16 protein-coding genes are annotated in these 17,916 nt (G+C 49.9%); 15 read left to right on the top strand and 1 reads right to left on the bottom strand.

Annotated features, from left to right (window positions below; translation table 11 throughout):
- Positions 1 to 39: 39 nt before the first annotated feature.
- The 5 genes from ACJJI1_RS01010 to acpS all read left to right on the top strand — a co-directional run bounded on the left by ACJJI1_RS01010 (position 40) and on the right by acpS (position 3,338).
- Positions 40 to 480, top strand: a complete 441-nt coding sequence (locus ACJJI1_RS01010; protein ID WP_413662744.1) for a DUF4845 domain-containing protein — start codon at positions 40 to 42, stop codon at positions 478 to 480.
- Positions 473 to 1,153 carry a ribonuclease III gene (gene rnc / locus ACJJI1_RS01005; RefSeq protein ID WP_413662743.1) on the top strand — a complete coding sequence of 227 codons (681 nt, stop codon included), beginning with the start codon at positions 473 to 475 and terminating at the stop codon, positions 1,151 to 1,153. Before ACJJI1_RS01010 ends, rnc begins: the two co-directional genes overlap by 8 nt.
- A gap of 123 nt (positions 1,154 to 1,276) precedes the next feature.
- Complete coding sequence (gene era / locus ACJJI1_RS01000; RefSeq protein ID WP_282931965.1) at positions 1,277 to 2,176, top strand: GTPase Era; 900 nt, start codon at positions 1,277 to 1,279, stop codon at positions 2,174 to 2,176.
- A gap of 92 nt (positions 2,177 to 2,268) precedes the next feature.
- Positions 2,269 to 2,955: a DNA repair protein RecO gene (recO, locus tag ACJJI1_RS00995; protein WP_444958303.1), complete on the top strand. Its 687-nt coding sequence runs from the start codon at positions 2,269 to 2,271 to the stop codon at positions 2,953 to 2,955.
- Positions 2,952 to 3,338 (top strand): holo-ACP synthase, encoded by a 387-nt coding sequence (gene acpS, locus ACJJI1_RS00990; RefSeq protein ID WP_282931967.1) that lies wholly within the window; start codon positions 2,952 to 2,954, stop codon positions 3,336 to 3,338. Before recO ends, acpS begins: the two co-directional genes overlap by 4 nt.
- On the opposite strand, the gene ACJJI1_RS00985 is transcribed toward acpS, so the two are convergent.
- Positions 3,335 to 6,166, bottom strand: coding sequence for a response regulator (locus tag ACJJI1_RS00985; RefSeq protein WP_413662740.1), 2,832 nt, complete (start codon positions 6,164 to 6,166; stop codon positions 3,335 to 3,337). The two genes, acpS and ACJJI1_RS00985, sit on opposite strands and share 4 nt — an antisense overlap.
- A 298-nt stretch (positions 6,167 to 6,464) precedes the next feature.
- Between ACJJI1_RS00985 and cysM the strand changes: the two genes are divergently transcribed.
- The 10 genes from cysM (at position 6,465) to ACJJI1_RS00935 (ending at position 17,903) form a co-directional block, all read left to right on the top strand.
- On the top strand, positions 6,465 to 7,361 hold the full coding sequence (gene cysM, locus ACJJI1_RS00980; RefSeq protein ID WP_444958302.1) for a cysteine synthase CysM: 897 nt from the start codon (positions 6,465 to 6,467) through the stop codon (positions 7,359 to 7,361).
- 639 nt (positions 7,362 to 8,000) lie between these two features.
- The gene (gene relA / locus ACJJI1_RS00975) at positions 8,001 to 10,247 is read left to right on the top strand and encodes a GTP diphosphokinase (protein WP_444958301.1); all 2,247 of its coding nucleotides are present in this window, start codon (positions 8,001 to 8,003) and stop codon (positions 10,245 to 10,247) included.
- 19 nt (positions 10,248 to 10,266) lie between these two features.
- Positions 10,267 to 11,094 (top strand): nucleoside triphosphate pyrophosphohydrolase, encoded by an 828-nt coding sequence (gene mazG, locus ACJJI1_RS00970; RefSeq protein ID WP_444958300.1) that lies wholly within the window; start codon positions 10,267 to 10,269, stop codon positions 11,092 to 11,094.
- A 176-nt stretch (positions 11,095 to 11,270) separates the two neighbouring features.
- Entirely contained in the window at positions 11,271 to 11,924 is a 654-nt protein-coding gene (adk, locus tag ACJJI1_RS00965) for an adenylate kinase (protein ID WP_282931972.1), read from the top strand.
- A gap of 169 nt (positions 11,925 to 12,093) precedes the next feature.
- Positions 12,094 to 13,092, top strand: a complete 999-nt coding sequence (hemH, locus tag ACJJI1_RS00960; RefSeq protein ID WP_444958299.1) for a ferrochelatase — start codon at positions 12,094 to 12,096, stop codon at positions 13,090 to 13,092.
- Between the two features lie 266 nt (positions 13,093 to 13,358).
- Complete coding sequence (locus ACJJI1_RS00955) at positions 13,359 to 14,156, top strand: hypothetical protein (protein WP_444897997.1); 798 nt, start codon at positions 13,359 to 13,361, stop codon at positions 14,154 to 14,156.
- Between the two features lie 160 nt (positions 14,157 to 14,316).
- Positions 14,317 to 15,015, top strand: coding sequence for a tRNA (adenosine(37)-N6)-threonylcarbamoyltransferase complex dimerization subunit type 1 TsaB (gene tsaB / locus ACJJI1_RS00950; RefSeq protein WP_444897996.1), 699 nt, complete (start codon positions 14,317 to 14,319; stop codon positions 15,013 to 15,015).
- Positions 15,016 to 15,021: 6 nt separating this feature from the next.
- The gene (locus ACJJI1_RS00945) at positions 15,022 to 15,819 is read left to right on the top strand and encodes an undecaprenyl-diphosphate phosphatase (RefSeq protein WP_444925489.1); all 798 of its coding nucleotides are present in this window, start codon (positions 15,022 to 15,024) and stop codon (positions 15,817 to 15,819) included.
- Between the two features lie 5 nt (positions 15,820 to 15,824).
- Positions 15,825 to 16,706, top strand: a complete 882-nt coding sequence (locus tag ACJJI1_RS00940; RefSeq protein WP_444958298.1) for an NAD(P)-dependent oxidoreductase — start codon at positions 15,825 to 15,827, stop codon at positions 16,704 to 16,706.
- Positions 16,707 to 16,772: 66 nt separating this feature from the next.
- The gene (locus ACJJI1_RS00935; protein ID WP_444958297.1) at positions 16,773 to 17,903 is read left to right on the top strand and encodes a tRNA-queuosine alpha-mannosyltransferase domain-containing protein; all 1,131 of its coding nucleotides are present in this window, start codon (positions 16,773 to 16,775) and stop codon (positions 17,901 to 17,903) included.
- Positions 17,904 to 17,916: the final 13 nt, after the last annotated feature.

The following is a 17,916-nucleotide window of genomic DNA, read 5'->3' as shown; positions in this document are numbered from 1 at the left end:
CGTTAGCCCGGTTATTTATAAAGGATAGAGGGCATAGTTATGGGTAGTAAACTCAACCTTTCACTGCAGCAGCAGCGCGGTATGAGCTACTGGGGTTGGCTGCTGATTATCGCGATGTTGGGATTTGCTTTGACCTGTGTGTCCAAGATGGCACCGGCCTACGTAGATGCTCGTTACGTTAACGAAGGGCTAAAAACCCTCGGTCAAAACCCAAACCTGGAAGATATGACCACGGGTCAGATTAAAAAAGAGCTGAACCGTTTTTTCCTGGTAAACAATGTGCGCGGAGAGCCTACTAAATCTGTGCAGGTAGTTCGTGGTGCAAAGGGTTCTGTTGTGAGCATCAATTACGAACTGCGTCAGCCGCTGATATACAACGTAGATGTTGTGATGAAGTTTAATAAACAGCTCGACACTGCGAAGCCGGAGCTTTGCTGTGATGCGCTGATCGATCTGGAGCAATTCCGCAAACGTGACTGATCTTTTATTGGAACGCCTTTGCAAGCGCCTCGGCCATGATTTTGATCAGGCCGAGCTGCTTGAGTTGGCTCTTACTCACCGATCCCATGGGAGTCGTAATAATGAGCGCCTGGAGTTTCTCGGCGACTCGATACTCGGGTTCACTATCGGCGCGGCACTTTACGAGCAGTTCCCCAACGGGCGCGAGGGGCAGTTGAGCCGCTTGAGGGCACAATTGGTTAGCGGTGAAACCCTGGCAAAACTTGCGCGGGAGCTGGAAATTGGTGATTGCCTGCGCCTCGGTGAAGGTGAAATGAAAAGTGGCGGCTTTCGTCGGGCATCGATTCTGGCCGATGCCGTAGAGGCTCTTATTGGGGCCATCTATCTGGATGCCGGTTTGGAGGCTGCGCGCTCCCGGGTACTTGAGTGGTTTGCATTGCGCTTGCAGGGCTTATCGTTAGAAACCGTGAAGGACCCCAAAACCCGCTTGCAGGAGTGGCTGCAGGCGCGTAAAAAGCCTCTGCCGGAATATAAAGTCGTAGATGTTTCTGGCGCTGAACACGCACAGCATTTTGTAGTGGAGTGCCGTGTCAGTGGCCTTACGCAGCCCGTAAAAGGCGAAGCCAGCAGTCGCCGTAATGCTGAAAAGACTGCGGCGGTGGAAGCTTATAAGCTCCTCACCGGGCAGGACTAACCTTACAATAGAAACGACGCGCCGGATCCATTTCCCGCATCGTAATGACAGCCTCCTGTATCACTGGGGGCGCTTCTGGCTCCGGGGATTCCCGGAGACCTCCAACTCTTTCGGAGAAATTTCTTGAGCGAACAACCTTCTCGCTGTGGCTATGTCGCGATTGTCGGCCGCCCCAATGTGGGAAAATCCACACTGTTGAACCACCTGCTGGGGCAGAAACTCGCGATTACTTCGCGCAAGCCGCAGACCACCCGCCACAATATGCTCGGTATTAAAACCGAAGGTCCAAACCAGATTATTTTTGTCGATACTCCGGGTTTGCACTCCGATCAAGAAAAAGCGATTAACCGCTATATGAACCGAGCTGCCGCCAGCGCTGCGCGGGACGTGGATGTAGTGGTGTTTGTTGTAGAGCGCACTCGTTGGAGTGAGGCAGACCAGTTGGTGGCAGATAAGCTGCGCGGTATTAAATGCCCATTAATTATCGCCGTGAACAAGGTGGATCAGCTCGAGGATAAAGCTGATCTACTGCCCCAGCTACAAGCCCTGGCTGAGGAGCATCCAAAAGCTGAAATTGTTCCCATATCAGCCTTGCGCAACGTAAATCTGGATACTTTGGAAGAGGTTATTCTGAAGCACTTGCCTGAGGGGCAGCATTTCTTCCCCGAAGATCAAGTGACCGACCGCAGCTCGCGCTTTCTCGCAGCAGAAATTGTTCGTGAAAAGATTATGCGTCAATTGGGTGCCGAGGTTCCCTACCAAGTTACTGTGGAGGTAGAGGAGTTTGCCCAAGAGGGTAAGGTCTTGCATATCAGCGCTGCTATTTTGGTTGAGCGAGCGGGCCAAAAACGTATCATCATTGGAAATAAGGGCGAGCGAATCAAACAGATTGGCAGCCAGGCTAGAGAAGATATGGAGCGCTTGTTTGATAGCAAGATAATGCTCAATTTGTGGGTGAAGGTGAAATCTGGTTGGTCTGATGATGAGCGGGCTCTGCGCAGTCTCGGTTACAGAGACGAGTAATCATCAGGGCAATTTCCCCTGCACCTATGAAAACGCCTCACCCGCCTCAACCCGCATATATCCTCCATTCGCGGCCCTATAAAGACTCCAGTTTGATCCTGGAGCTTTTCACGCCCGATTACGGCCGGCTGGGCTGTGTCGCCCGTGGGGCCCGCCGTGACAAGCAGCGCCGCCAACAAGCGTTGCAGCCCTTCACCCCGTTGCTTGTCACATTGATGGGAGCGGGTTCACTTAAAACGCTCGGTCCAGCCGAAAATGTTGGTGTACCACTATGGCTCAAGAGCCGAGCGGTTTATGCGGGCCTTTATGCCAATGAACTGATGGTAAGGCTCCTTCCCGAGGGCGAGGCGCATTACACGCTGTTTGCAGCTTATCAGAGCCTGCTGGAATCTCTGTCCCAGCTGGGGGGACTCTCCAATGCTGAACTGGAAGGTCCGCTTCGTTGCTTTGAGTTACAACTGCTCCTGGAGCTAGGTACCTGCCCATCCCTCAATATTTGCGGCCCGCAAGGAGACCTTGTAAATGAAGGCGGGGTTTATCGCCTGGATGATGAGTGGGGTTTAATTCCTGTTCACCGCTCCAAAGATGAGAGGCTGGGAGAGTGTTTTTTTTCAGGTGCCGAACTATTGGGGATGGACAGCGCTATGAATGGGGGTGTCTGGTCAGGTGAAGCTTTAGCACCTGCAAAGCGCCTTACACGATTATTGTTGAGGAAAGTATTGGGGGATAAGCCTTTGCAGAGCAGAGAGCTTTTTCGACAGGTTTACGGAAAAAAATGATTGTTAGTATTGGCACCGATATTTGTAACTACGACCGTATCGAGGTGGCGTGGCAGCGCTTTGGTGATCGCTTTGTTGAGCGTGTTCTTAACAGTGCGGAGAGGAAGGACTTTTATGCTATGGCTGAGCCCATCCGTGCTGCATATCTGTGCAAGCGATTTGCGGCAAAGGAGGCTGTAGCCAAGGCCTTGGGCACTGGGATTGGTGAAGGGGTTTCCTGGCAAGACATCGATGTCCGTCGCCGCAAGGGAGCTGCACCGCAGGTGGTGCTGGCGGGTGCAGCTGAGGAGAGGGCCGAAAAACTTGGTGTGGACAGAATCCACCTCAGCCTGTCTGATGAAAAAGACTCGGCCCTGGCATTCGTCGTATTTGAATCCTGCTAGGCAACTACCTCCAGGCCAAAGAGCGCATCCAAGTCTTGTTCAGAAGCCCACTCGCGCAGGGCCCGGATCTCCCTGAGAACAGCATTGAGTTTGCGCTGGTCAAAGGCTTGGGCATCGGACCCTTGGATAGTGCGCAATGCCTCTTGTAACACGCAAGTTGATTCTCTCAAGCGTGAAACTCCGCAATAGCAGCAGCCACCGTGCATGCGATGAGTGAGTTCGAACATGCCCTTGTAATCCCCAAGGTTGTACAACCTTTCCAGTTCTCTCTCATCTGAACTGAGACCGTCAATCAACATGCGCAGCATGTCCCTGGCCAGCTTGGCATCGCCGTTGGCGAGGGTCAGGCATTCGCCAATGTCTACCAGGCGCATCTCCTCAATCTTCACTTTTTCTGCGGCCTGGGGAGTGATGATCTTAAGCCAGCGCTTGATCATATGGGAGAGCTGGGCCTCGCTAACAGGCTTGCTTAAGTAGTCGTCCAGTCCCGCAGACAGCAGGCGTGCTTTTTCTTCGGCGCCGGCGTGGGCGGTGAGGGCAATGATTGGAGTACGGCGGCCGGTCTCCTGCTCACGAATCAGACGTGTAGCTTCGATACCATCCATTTCGGGCATTTGAATATCCATAAACACCAGGTCGAAAGCTCCCTGCTGCCAGAGCTGTAGAGCTTCTTCGCCGCTTGCTGCAATAACGACTTCTACATCTTGTGCTCGCAGAAGTTCGCCGACCAGTCGGCGGTTTGCCGCGTGGTCATCTACTGCCAGCACGCGCGGTGGTGCGGGCCACGGTAGCGCCTGTACCCCGCCACTAACCCGCTGCTGCCCCTGCTGTGGTACTGCTCGTTTCAGGGATCGCAGCAAATTGTCTCGGGTGACGGGTTTGCTAAGGAAAGTGAGAGTGCGGGTGCGTAGTTGGTCGTAGCAGCGACGCAATTCAGCGGGTGGGCCCAGTACGATCACGCGGCACTGATAGGTATCAACCAGCGACTGCACTTTGCTACTGAAATTATCAAAATCACCTTTGGCAGTAGCTGTATCGATAATAACCGCATCCGGTAGGGCATCGTGCCGCCACATTTGCTCGATTGCCGGTTGCAGAGTATCGGTATCGCCGAGTTCTATGGGCTCCACTTGCCATTGGCTGAGTAGCTGGGCTACCTGGGTCCGTGTAACTGGGTTGGGGTCTGCAAGTAAAATTCGGCAGCCAGGATATTGAATACGCGGATACATGCCTCGATTGCGTTCAGCCTGGAGGGAAATTTGCACCCAACAGGTGCTGCCGTCATTGGCTGTTTCTTCAATACCTGTGCAGCCGCTCATCCTCTCAACTAGGCTGCGGGCTATAGACATCCCTAAACCATTTGCGCTGATTTGTTGGGTGAGCTGTGGGGACTTGCTGGTGAGGATGTTCTCAATTTCACGGCGACCAGCCTCGTCAATACGGTTACCCAGGCCGGTAACCGAAATACGGAGTACAAGTTCTGAGTTATTAACGCTATGTACTGACAAGCGCACGGGGATATTGCCATTTGCCGAGCTGCGCACCGCGTTACCCACCAAGTTTGTAAGTATTTGCTTAATTCGTAATGGGTCTCCGATTAAAGTGGGAGGGAGTTGAGAATCGATCAAAGGCACCAGTTCCAGATGGTGCTCATAGGCGTTTGGGGCCAGTATTTGCAGGGTCTCTTCAAGTAGTAAGCCAAGGTCCATAGGGATATGGTCAAGGACCAGGTTGCCGGACTCAATGCGGGAAAAGTCCAGGATGTCGTTGATGGTAGTCAACAGGTTTTCCGATGAGCGTAAAATGGTTTGCAGGTAATCCTGCTGTAGCTCATCAATTCCAGTTTTTAACAACAGGTTGGTAAAACCGATAATTCCATTTAAAGGTGTGCGAATCTCGTGACTGGTATTGGCTAGGAACGTCGATTTAATCCTGCTTGCTTCCTGCGCCCTTTTACGTGCTAAGTCCAGCTCAATATTTTGTTCTTCCATACTGTCCAGGGATTGGCGCAGGTCATCCATAGACTGGAGCAAGTTGGCTTTGTATTCCTGTTGGTAACTGGACAGGTTTTCAGCCATCTCGTTAATTTGGTTTCCCAGTTGAGCGAGTTCTCGATTCTCCGTTTCATGGGTGCGTCGATCAAATTCACCTCTGCCAATCGCCTCCAGAGTATGTCCCATTCTAATCAGGCTGTGAGCAAAGCGCTCAGACATGATGACCGACCAGGCCAGCGCGGCTAGGGTACAGAGAATCAACCCCACCAAGCCTACGAGTAAAACTTGGTAAGTTCCCACCAGGAAATAGGGGCGATGTAGCTCAATACTTATCCAGCAGGTGGTGATATCGCCTTTCAATGGCTGTAAAACCTGAAGGGTCTCATCATCTTCAAAAATAAAGGGTTCGCGCTTGTTAAGGGTGTCTCTGCTAATGGGGGTGCGTGGACGCGGCCCGACACTGGCCAGTAAGCTGAGTCCGGTGCTGGGGTTGAGGGCTAGCTTGGGGCTGGGTTCGGTGGAGTAGACATGAACAGATCTGACCATATCTTTTTCCAGCATAAGCGCCAGCAAACTTTTACGCAGCCATTCCATTCTAAGTTCAGCTGGATGGCCCCCGCTCATCTCAATTAGTTCAGCTAGCTGTTCGGCGCTGGCTCGACCGTGGCTTAATAGTAATTGGCGACGATCGTGCATTTGCTGCAGGGTGAAAACGAGAGCGAGGAGCAAGGACAGAATTAGTGCAGGTGCTACAGTAAGGCGAAATACCAGGGTTCGTAAGGATCGAGGTTGCTCTGGTTCCTCGATTGAGAGAATAGGGTTGCCTGGGGCCATGTTAAGAGGGGCCTTGTACGATTATTTTTCCCTCATTTTACCGTCATGTACATCTGAGCGCACTCATTCACTTATCAGTAAACGCTTCTTTTTTGTCACAATATGCGCGTTTTAGAGGCTCAAAGATTCACTTTGCCAAGATTAGATAGCGCGGCATAGCCATCTGAATAATACCGCTTCAGGTATAACTCCTTTAATAACCTGGGTAGGGAGTAGACCAAAGTAGACGGTATTTAGTGCGTAGTACCGCTTGCTGTACACTTGGATCTCGCGAGATTTTTCTGGAATTTATTGCATTATGGATTATCCAACAATTGCTGACTGCGTAGGCAATACCCCGCTGGTTAAACTACAGCGCCTGCCAGGTGATACCAGTAATACTGTTTTGCTCAAGCTGGAAGGCAATAACCCTGCGGGTTCGGTAAAAGACCGCCCGGCACTTTCAATGATCAACCATGCGGAAGCTGCAGGATATATTTCTCCGGGAGATACCCTGATTGAAGCGACCAGCGGTAATACGGGAATTGCCTTGGCAATGGCTGCAGCGATTAAGGGCTATCAAATGATATTGATTATGCCCGACAGTGCTACCGAGGAGCGTAAGGCTTCAATGACAGCTTATGGCGCTGAGTTGATATTGGTTAGCGCTGAAGAAGGTATGGAGGGTGCGCGGGACTTAGCTTTGCAAATGCAAGAGGATAAGAAAGGATTGGTACTGAACCAGTTTGCCAATAGCGATAATCCACTGGCCCACTATAAGGGAACCGGTCCTGAGATTTGGCAGCAGACCTCTGGAACGGTGACTCACTTTGTCTCCTCAATGGGTACAACCGGTACCATTATGGGATGCGGGCGTTACTTGAAGGAGCAAAATCCCGATATTCAAATCGTGGGATTGCAGCCAACTGAAGGCTCCAGTATTCCGGGGATTCGCCGTTGGCCGGAGGCATACTTACCTAAGATTTTTGTTCCTGAGCAAGTGGATATGGTCATGGATATGGACCAGCGAGAAGCTGAGGATATGACTCGCAGGCTGGCGAAAGAAGAGGGTATTTTTTGTGGCGTTTCCTCTGGAGGGGCGGTAGCCGGTGCTTTAAGGCTGTCTGTGCAGCTAGAAAATGCGACGATTGTTGCAATTGTCTGTGATCGTGGAGATCGTTATTTATCTTCAGGACTTTTTGCCTCCCCAAAATAGTTCTTACTTTTATTCTCTAATTTATCTTATTTTATTGATCAATGCTGGAAATAAAGTGCTTTAACTCCAGCATTGTGCCTGATATCTACTAACAAAAACTTTGTGAGATTCGCAGCTTTGTAAAGTGATTCGCCAATCAATTTACAATCATCTCTTTTGCCCCTTTTTTTGGGGGGAGCCTCTAATCCTCTTGCTATATGTGCATTGCCAGTTAAAAAAAGCAATAACTAAGCCGGTAAATACAAAAAACTGATAGTTTGTAAAGTTCGGTAAAGCCTTGTTTTGTGTTCATGTAGAGGTGGAGAAATTCACTTTTAAGTAACAAATGCAACCTGTTCACTTCTCTCGATATTCCCCAATATCACAATTTTAGTTTTCTATAGGCATTGGTTTTCCAGGTTTACTGTTGGTTAAAAGGTCAACAAGCTGGACAAGACTTATACCCTCCCACTCAAATTGGTACGAAAAACTGCTGAATTTCGCGCAGCTTATTGAAATGTATACAGAAAATCATGGACTTTGGTGAGTTCAAACCTATGATAGAGAAGCGCTTAATCCAGCATGAGCACTGAGTAAATGTGCTGCTAAGCCAGGTAACGACAAAATTATGCCAATAACACAAATGACTCTTGTTAAAACATGGTTCAAGTAAGAAAGCATCATTCCTTTGGTGGAGAAGGTGAACTCGACCTTGAATCCTGGTTGCGCCATGTACAGAAACTCGCGGGCCTGGATGGTTCTGCGATAGTAACTTTGCGGCGCGCAGCTGAGGTGAGTGCCGAGGCAGAACAGCGCGCAATTGAGGCGGAAAATATCTGGGCTGAGGGCGCTAGCAGTTTTGCCACTGGCCTTGAGATGGCTGAGATTCTCGCCGACTTACAAATAGACTCAGAAGCACTTGTCGCGGCGGTGCTGTACCGTGCCGTACGTGAAAAACGCCTGTCACTGCAAGCAGTGGAAAAAGAATTTGGTGAGCGAGTTGCCAAGTTGATTCGTGGTGTTTTGCGTATGGCTGCGATTCGCAGTCGCAGCGCAGATACCGGAGAAGAGAGCCCGAGTGGTGCGGTAGAGGAACATTCAGAGAATATCCGGCGTATGCTGGTGGCATTGGTCGACGACGTGCGAGTTGCTTTGATCAAACTTGCTGAGCGTACCTGTGCTATTCGTGCTGCAAAAAACTCAGAGCCGGCTAAACGCCAGAGAGTTGCTCGTGAAGTAGCCGATGTTTATGCACCCCTTGCCCACCGCCTGGGAATTGGTCATATCAAATGGGAATTAGAAGATCTATCTTTTCGTTATCTTGAGCCGGAAGATTACAAGCAGATTGCTCGCTTGCTAGATGAGAAAAGATTGGCTCGGCAGCAGTATATCGATGAGGTATTGGAGCTATTGCGCTCTGAACTCGAGCGCGCCCATATTGAAGGTGATGTCTACGGGCGAGCAAAGCATATCTATAGTATCTGGCGGAAAATGCGCCGGAAAAATATCGGCTTTTCCCAGGTTTATGATATTCGCGCAGTGCGTATTCTTGTCCCAACAGTAAGGGATTGCTATGCGGTTCTGGGTATAGTGCACAACCTCTGGCGCAACATACCGAATGAATTCGATGATTATATCGCCTCCCCCAAAGAAAACGGTTATCGCTCCCTGCACACGGCTGTAATTGGCCCCGAGCGAAAGGTGCTCGAGGTTCAGATCCGAACTTTTGCTATGCATGAAGAAGCGGAATACGGTGTTTGTGCTCACTGGCGTTACAAGGGCACTGATCTTAAGAGCGAGAGTAAAGATAGCTACGAGCAAAAAATATCCTGGTTGCGTCAGGTGCTCGACTGGCATGAAGAGGTGGGAGGTAACCCACTACAAGATGATTTGCGCTCCAGTGAGGCAGATTCACGTATTTATGTATTTACCCCCGGTGGTCATGTTGTAGACCTGCCTCGGGGTGCAACACCATTAGATTTTGCCTACAAGATTCATACAGAGATTGGTCACCGTTGTCGCGGGGCTAAAGTAGATGGCCGAATCGTGCCGCTCAACCACCGGTTGGAGACAGCCAATCAGGTTGAAATCCTCACAGGAAAACTCGAAGCTCCGAGTCGCGATTGGCTCTCTTCGGGCATGGCCTATATCACTACCTCCCGTGCCCGAGCCAAGATTATTCACTGGTTTAAGCAGCAGGCTCGGGATCAGAATATCGCCGATGGCCGCAGTATTCTCGACCGGGAATTTAAGCAGCTGGCGCTGAGTGATTTCGATTTCGATAAGTTGGCAGCCAAGCTCAACATGCATTCCCTTGAGGACCTCTACGCGGCAGTGGGTGCCGGCGATATAGGCGTGGGTCAGGTTCTCAACGCAGCCCAGCGAATGGTGAAGGTCGACAATGTGCCTCGGGTACCATCGCTGACGGCTCCAGTTGCCCGGGGAGAAGGCAAGGCAGATGTCTATATCGACGGAGTGGGTAATTTGCTCACCCACATTGCCGGCTGTTGTAACCCCGTTCCAGGCGATGAAATTATGGGGTATATCACCCTTGGGCGCGGGGTTTCTATACATCGTAAAGACTGCGCAAATATGCTGCGTATGCAGGTTGAGGAGTCTGAAAGAGTACTCCAGGTAAGTTGGGCGGAAAAACCCCGCGAACTTTACGCCGTTGAAATTATGATCGAAGCTTACGATCGCCAGGGCCTGTTGCGGGATGTCACGGTGATGCTGGACAGTCAGAAAATTAATATTACCGCTATGCAAACCCGCTCTAATAAGAACAAGCATACGGTAGAAATGATCGTGACTGCTGAGATCCACAACTTTGAAGAGTTGAGCCAGGTTTTACATCGGATCAATCAACTGCCCAATGTGGCAGCGGCAAAGCGGCGAATTCTGCGCTGAACGCTGAGTAAGGAATAACGTGGAAAAGAATTATTCTGTGGAGGACCTCCTCCACTTGATGGCCCAGCTTCGTAGCCCTGAGGGCGGTTGTCCTTGGGACCTGAAACAGGACTTTGCCAGTATTGTCCCCTCTACGATTGAAGAGGCCTATGAGGTAGCAGAGGCTATTGAGCAGGAAGACTTTGAGCACCTGCACGAAGAGCTCGGAGATCTGCTCTTCCAAGTCATTTTTTATGCCCAGTTAGGGCGTGAGAAAGACTACTTTGATTTCCCCCAGATTGTTGACACTTTGGTACGCAAACTAGTGCGCAGGCATCCCCATGTCTTTCCAAGTGGAACTCTCTACGGCGACCGCTCTGCCGAAGCTCTTGATGAAGCTGAAGTAAAGAGGAATTGGGAGGCGATTAAAGAGGCCGAACGCACTGCCAAAGGGGATGCAGGAACCCTGGCAGGAATAGCTGTGGGGCTGCCGGCTTTGACGCGTGCGGCCAAATTACAGAAGCGCGCCTCCCGTGTCGGTTTTGACTGGCCCAATATTGATGGTGTCCTCGATAAGATTGAGGAAGAGGTTGCAGAGTTGCGGGAGGCTGTGACAAATGGGGATACGGAGCATGCAAAGGAGGAGCTGGGGGATCTGCTTTTCTCTTGTGTGAATGCATCCCGCCACCTGAAGGTTGATCCTGAGGTAGCTTTGCGGGGGTGTAGCAGGAAATTTGAGCGGCGTTTTGGTTATGTTGAGTCCAGTTTACAAAGTGAAGGTCGGCAAGTATCAGAGGCAACGCTGGAGGAACTGGACAGACTTTGGGATAAGGCCAAAGTTCAGCGGGAGCCCGGTGCTGATAGCTAGGGGTCTTAACAGGCTTACATAGAGCGGAGCTTTGTGCCCCTTTTAGTACTCTGTGGCTTGTATGGATTGTGGGGGTATCGGTAGCAATCTTGCCCAATCTGAGGTGTGAGTGTAAGGTAGCGCTCTTTTAGCGCGGCGGCTTTTGGTTCGTCGATAGTATTGGAGGCTTACTGAACATGCGAATTATTCTCTTGGGCGCGCCGGGGGCCGGCAAGGGCACTCAGGCTCAATTCATAACAGAGAAGTTCGGCATTCCGCAGATCTCCACCGGCGATATGCTTCGCGCTGCGGTGAAGGCGGGTACCCCTCTTGGCCTACAGGCCAAGGATGTTATGGACGCGGGAAAATTGGTTTCTGACGACCTGATCATTGCGTTAGTTAAAGAGCGCATTGCCCAGGAAGACTGCGCTAAAGGGTTCCTGTTCGATGGCTTCCCTCGCACCATTCCCCAGGCTGAAGCCCTTCTGGAAGCCGATGTACATATCGATCATGTTCTGGAGATCGCTGTTGACGATGAAGAAATCGTAAAGCGTCTCTCGGGCCGCCGGGTTCATGAAAACTCTGGTCGCGTCTATCACATCGTATACAACCCGCCCAAGGCTGAGGGTGTCGATGATGTGACTGGCGAGGCACTGATCCAGCGAACAGATGATACTGAAGAAACTGTTCGCAACCGTTTGGCGGTTTATCACGAGCAGACGGCACCGCTGGTAGGCTTCTATCGCGAGCTGGAAGCGCGCTCTCCTGAAGCGGCTCCCAAGTACAGCAAGGTAATGGGTGTTGGCGGTATGGATGAGATTCGCGAGAAAGTGTTGGAAGCTCTCAGCTGAGATCATCGCTAACATTTTTTAAAAGCCCCCACTTGGGGGCTTTTTTGTATCTCCAGAAGTGATATAGAGCGAGTTGATCACGGCGGTATTGGCCTGGCAGTATGCGCTCTTCCCTGCCTGATAACTGGCAGGATTTCTTGAAAGGATAAGATTTCTAACGGGGCGGTTTATGTCTACGGCAATAATTTTGATGAATTTGGGTACTCCAGCTGAGCCCACACCTACAGCAGTAAGAAGCTTTTTGCGGGAATTCCTTTCAGATCCAAGGGTTGTCGAGATACCGCGGCCAATCTGGCTGACCATATTGAACTGCTTGGTACTGCCTTTTCGTCCACAGCGTATTGCCCCTGCCTATGCGGAAATATGGAATAGCAGTGCCGATGAAACAAAAGTGGAAGGATCGCCGCTTCTCTACTATACGCAGAAGCAAGCAGAGCTGTTGCAGCAGCGTTTAAAAGCAAAAGGTTGCGATGTCGCTGTTGAATATGCCATGACTTATGGTGAGCCCCGCCTCGACAACACCATAGAAACTCTGCGCGAGAAAGGTTTTGAGTCTTTTATAGTGTTTCCCCTATATCCCCAATATTCGGCTACCACAACTGCAGCAATTTATGATCAGGTGGCGCAAATTTTTCGCAATAGTCGCGATATTCCGGATATTTCTCTGATTCGAGATTATTACCAAAATCCGCTCTACATAAAATCCCTGGCCAATTCAGTAAAAGAACACTGGGAAAAAGCGGGGCCAGCGGAAAAATTGTTACTTTCATTTCACGGTATCCCAAAAGCCAATGTCGATAAGGGGGACCCCTATTATCGCCATTGCATGGAAACCGCACGGTTATTAGCGGATGAACTAGAAATCAGTGAGGATAAGTGGCAAGTCACATTTCAATCGCGCTTTGGTAAGGCAGAATGGTTGCAGCCATACACCGATAAGACCCTTATTGAATGGGGTAAAACAGGAATTAGTAGTGTCGATGTAATTTGCCCGGCTTTTTCTGCGGATTGCCTGGAAACATTGGAAGAAATTTCGGTAGAGAATCGCGCTAATTTTATTGATGCCGGGGGCAGTGACTACCGATATATTCCTGCATTAAATTTACGTGAAGATCATATAGAGGCGCTTGCGGGAATTGTGCAAACTAAGCTCAATGGGACAAAATAATTTCTACCAAAGTGCTAAAACGGGACCCAAAAGTGAAAATTGATAAGAAAAATATACTTTTTTTATAAAAAGTTTCTCATTTTTCGCTTTTTTACTTGCAATGCCGGGTATTTTTATTAACTTTGATAAAGTTGTATCGAAATAGGCGGTGCGGCGCTCTGCATAAGTAATAAAAACGGCCGATTCCAGTTTTTATTCGATAGCTAAAAGGCAATGCTGCCGGCACACTTTTGGATGTACTTCTTCTTTCAGTGAGGAGACAAGGGATGGCAAGAGTAGTAAAAAAAGGTACACGCGCGAAACGAGCAACTAGTGCGACCGCAGCGTCGCCAGCGGTCGTGAAAGCGCAGAAGGCGGTAGATTCAGCGACCAAATCGCTGGATGCGCAAATGGACCGTGTTGCTAAGGCTAAGGCTCGAGCGCAGAAAAGTAATGCGGCAACAGCGAAAACTTCGCTGGCCAGTGCCAATAGTAAGGCAAAGGATTTGCGCGCCAAGCTGGCAGCAGCAAAGATGGATCTTGCCAAAGCTAAGGCTATGGATGCCGTACATATGGCTGAAGCTGCTGCAAAAGAAAAGGTGGAAAGTCTCTCTAAGAGCCTCTCCAGCAAAGCAGATAAAGAGTTAGCTGCCGCACTCAAGGCATTTGAAACACGCTGGGTAAAAACCAAAGAAAAGGCTCATGCCAAGAAATTGAAGGCCGCTGAGAAGAAGGCTGAAGCTAAAGTTAAAGCAGCTGCAAAGAAAGCTGCCGCTAAAGTTAAAGAGTTAGAGAAGAAGGCTAAAGCCAAATTAAAAGCCGAAACTCAAAAGGCCAAGAAGAAACCTGCAGCCAAGGCTACGGCAGCGAAAAAGCCCGGACGCCCCAAGAAGGCCGCCACAGCGACGGCGAAAAAAGCCGGCCGTCCAAAGAAGGCAACTTCAGCAGCTAAGCCTGCAAAAAGAGTCGGACGACCCAAGAAAGCGACGGCGACAGCAGCTGCTAAGAAGGCTCCAGCCCGTCGCGGCCGTCCACCGAAGGCTGGTGCTGCCCGTCGAGGTCGGCCACCGAAAAAGGCCGCCTAGGGTCATATATATGGGCTCAACGATGTGAACTTTGGCAGGCTCCTCATAAACCCCGGTTAGTCCGGGGTTTTTTAGTTGCGGGTTGCGATATTGGGCATGACTCCCCTCCGCTCCCGTGCCACAATTCCCTCCCTTTTTTATGACCAGGATTAAGAACGCTGTGAAAATACTTGCCCTGGATACAACGTCGGGCGCCTGTTCTGTTGCTCTCATATCTGATGGCCAGCTGATTGAGCGTTTTGTACAGGCAGAGCGCGATCACACTCGTCGCCTTTTGCCAATGGTGGATGACGTTCTCGCAGAAGCCGGCATAAAGCTGGCAGGCCTGGATGCTCTTGCTGTCAGCCGCGGGCCGGGGTCATTTACTGGTCTCCGTATAGCAATTAGTAGTGTGCAGGGGTTGGCTTATGCTGCAGATCTACCAGTGGTTCCGGTTTCCAGCCTCGCAGCCCTAGCACTTGGAGCTCGGCGATCGCACCCGGACTGGGGACAGTCACCGGTCGTGGCAATGCTGGATGCTCGTATGCAACAAGTATATTGGGGGGTTTACTCCAGTGACTCTCCCTGCGATAGCTTGATCCCGGAGGCGGTACAGAACCCGGAGGAGGTTCTGCTGTCTTTAGAGAAATCGGAGATTTGTACTCCGATCTATGGGGCGGGCCCGGGATTACATTATGAGGCTTTTGAAGGGGCGTTATTGGCTGCCGTTGATCAAGCCAGTCTCATTCACGCTCGGGATATAGCGCAGCTGGCAGTACCACTATGGGAGCAGGGTCATACAGTGACCGCTGAAGAGCTTGAGCCTGTTTATTTGCGCAATGAAGTGACTTGGAAGAAAAGACAAAAAATCCGATCTTAATAACACATGGAAACATTTCAGATTGTAATTTTGGCCCTGATACAGGGGCTGACAGAGTTTCTGCCCATCTCCAGTTCTGCGCACTTGATTTTACCTTCTGAGGTATTGGGTTGGCAGGACCAGGGGCTGGCCTTCGATGTCGCTGTTCATTTTGGCTCTTTACTGGCAGTAGTTTTCTATTTCCGCAAAGATATTTGGGTGCTGATTAGGGATGGTTTAGGAGGATTTACGGATAAACAATTTTCCGATGAGGGGCGGCTGGCCTGGTTAATTGTTCTCGCTACTATACCTGTGGGGCTGATAGGCCTGGTATTCAAAGGGTTCATAGAAACTCACCTGCGTTCAGCCGGTGTTATCGCTGCTACGACTATTGGCTTTGGTATTTTACTGTGGTGGGCTGATGCAAAGGGGCGCAGGGTCGAATCTCTAGCCCAGTTAAATTGGAAAAAAGCACTTCTGATTGGCTTATCACAGGTGTTGGCCCTGATCCCTGGCACCTCCCGCTCTGGTATCACAATGACTGCTGGTTTGATGCTTGGCATGAAGAGAGAGGCTGCAGCGCGCTTTTCGTTCCTGATGTCCATTCCTGTTATTGCCCTCAGCGCTATTTTGTTAACGATTGAATTACTTGCGCTGGAAAGTGTTCCATGGAATGACTTGCTGCTAGGTACCGTTTTATCTTGTATTAGTGCTTATTTGTGTATTCATTTTTTCCTTCAATTTATTAGCCGCATTGGGATGGCTCCATTCGCGATTTATCGCTTGGTTCTCGGTGTAATACTTATTTGGATGGTATGGGGGTAGAGGAAATGGCAACAGTTGCATTTATTGGCTTGGGGGTGATGGGATATCCCATGGCGGGGCATCTTTCTAATGCTGGCCACATGGTGCGAATTTACAATCGCACTGTTAGCCGTGCGGATCAATGGCTACAAGAATATGATGGAGAGAGCTTTGCAACGCCCGCTGAAGCCGCAAAGGGCGCGGAGGTTGTTTTTGCCTGTGTAGGCAATGACAACGATCTCCGTCAAGTGGTGACAGGAGAGCAGGGGGCATTCACGAGTATGGATGAAGGGGCTTTGTTTGTAGATCATACAACAGCCTCTGCCGATGTTGCTCGGGAATTGGCAGTTGCAGCTAGCGAAAAGGGAATCGGTTTTCTGGATGCACCTGTCTCTGGAGGCCAGGCCGGCGCTGAGAATGGTGCTTTAACGGTTATGTTTGGGGGAGATAAGGCAGACTTTGATAAGGTGCAACCTCTTATCGACTGTTATGCGCGGGCGAGCAACCTGATGGGGCCAGTAGGTAGCGGCCAGCTGTGTAAAATGGTCAATCAAATTTGTATCGCGGGTGTCGTTCAGGGGCTTGCTGAAGGTTTACATTTTGCCAAGGCAGCTGGCCTCGATGGAGAGCAGGTTGTCAATGTGATATCCAAGGGGGCGGCACAGAGCTGGCAAATGGAAAACCGCTCAAAAACTATGTTAGCAGGGGAGTATGACCACGGTTTTGCTGTGGATTGGATGCGTAAGGATTTGGCTATAGTCCTTCAAGAGGCACAACATAACGGAGCTTTACTGCCCGTAACTGCCCTGGTAGACCAGTTTTATAGTGAGGTACAAGCTATTGGTGGTGCTCGCTGGGATACTTCCAGCTTGTTTGCACGATTAATGAATGTGCGCTCTTTCGATTAATCCCTCCGATCAATAGCTACCGGGGTTGAGTTTGATCCCGGTGCCGCTTCTTCTTGTTACTATTTAATGAAAGTTTTATTACTCTCCGCTTATGATGCGGACAGTCACAAGCGTTGGCGTAAAGGGCTGGCAGCGGCATTCTCTGATTGGCAATGGACCGTACTAACCTTACCACCGCGATACTTTAGCTGGCGAATCCGTGGTAATAGCCTTTCTTGGGGCCGAGGGGAAACTGCGCAAATATTGAAGCAGCGTTGGGACCTTATTGTTACAACCTCAATGACCGATCTAAGTGCCTTGCGCGGTTTAGTTCCTGAAATCGTTAGGGTGCCTACAGTTGTATATTTTCATGAGAATCAATTTGCTTACCCAGTGAGCTCTGATGCGTTTCGATCGGTAGAACCCCAGTTGTTGAATATTTACACGGCCTTGTCCGGTGATCTGGTCTTGTTCAACTCTGAATACAACCGCAGTACCTTGTTAGGAGGAGTAAAGAAATTACTCAAGCGCTTTCCTGATTGTGTTCCTCCCGGAATTTGTGAGGAGATTGAGGAAAAGTCGCGAGTTCTTCCTGTGCCAATAGAAGACATCGTTTTTGATAGTGCGAAAACTGAAGAGGCCTTTTCCTGGAACTCCTGCGCAGAGAGCATTTATGGGGGCGAGATAGGTCAAGATACTTTGATTATCAGTTGGGCGGCCCGTTGGGAATATGACAAAGGCGCGGACCGATTGCTGGATATCCTTCGGGGCTTGAAAGCCAGAAATGTTAAGTTTCTTGTTAATCTAATGGGGCAGTCATTTCGTAATAGCCCTGCTGAGTTTGCTCAAATACAAGAAGAGTTTGCCGACCATTTATTGGTACTCGGGTATCTCGAAAGCGCTAAAGACTATCGTCAAGTACTGCGACATAGCCATATATTCCTTTCTACGGCTTACCATGAATTCCAAGGGTTGGCGGTGATGGAGGCAGCTATTCTCGGTGCGACTCCACTGGTGCCAGATGAACAGTGCTACCCAGAGTTCTATTCCGAAAACTTCTGTTATTCAGACTGTAATGATGCAGTAAAAAAGCTGGAATCAATGTTTTTGTCAATTCTATCGGGTTCAAAATTAAAAAAAGTTGATTTAAGTAATTTCTCAGGGAAAGTGATTTGGGCAGAATATAGGAAGCAGTTCTTAAATCTGCTTCAGAGTTAGGCCGGCTTCTATA

It is taken from the genome of Microbulbifer maximicatervae (SeqCode), assembly GCF_052467065.1.
This window is presented reverse-complemented; position numbering and strand designations above follow the sequence as displayed.

Bases quoted from the DNA above. Each gene is read 5' to 3' on its own strand.
- relA (WP_444958301.1), top strand. From the start codon at position 8,001: ATGGTTCAAGTAAGAAAGCATCATTCCTTTGGTGGAGAAGGTGAACTC.
- acpS (WP_282931967.1), top strand. From the start codon at position 2,952: ATGATTGTTAGTATTGGCACCGATATTTGTAACTACGACCGTATCGAG.
- hemH (WP_444958299.1), top strand. From the start codon at position 12,094: ATGTCTACGGCAATAATTTTGATGAATTTGGGTACTCCAGCTGAGCCC.
- ACJJI1_RS00945 (WP_444925489.1), top strand. From the start codon at position 15,022: ATGGAAACATTTCAGATTGTAATTTTGGCCCTGATACAGGGGCTGACA.
- ACJJI1_RS00985 (WP_413662740.1), bottom strand. From the start codon at position 6,166: ATGGCCCCAGGCAACCCTATTCTCTCAATCGAGGAACCAGAGCAACCT.
- ACJJI1_RS00955 (WP_444897997.1), top strand. From the start codon at position 13,359: ATGGCAAGAGTAGTAAAAAAAGGTACACGCGCGAAACGAGCAACTAGT.
- ACJJI1_RS00940 (WP_444958298.1), top strand. From the start codon at position 15,825: ATGGCAACAGTTGCATTTATTGGCTTGGGGGTGATGGGATATCCCATG.
- ACJJI1_RS01010 (WP_413662744.1), top strand. From the start codon at position 40: ATGGGTAGTAAACTCAACCTTTCACTGCAGCAGCAGCGCGGTATGAGC.
- adk (WP_282931972.1), top strand. From the start codon at position 11,271: ATGCGAATTATTCTCTTGGGCGCGCCGGGGGCCGGCAAGGGCACTCAG.
- cysM (WP_444958302.1), top strand. From the start codon at position 6,465: ATGGATTATCCAACAATTGCTGACTGCGTAGGCAATACCCCGCTGGTT.
- ACJJI1_RS00935 (WP_444958297.1), top strand. From the start codon at position 16,773: ATGAAAGTTTTATTACTCTCCGCTTATGATGCGGACAGTCACAAGCGT.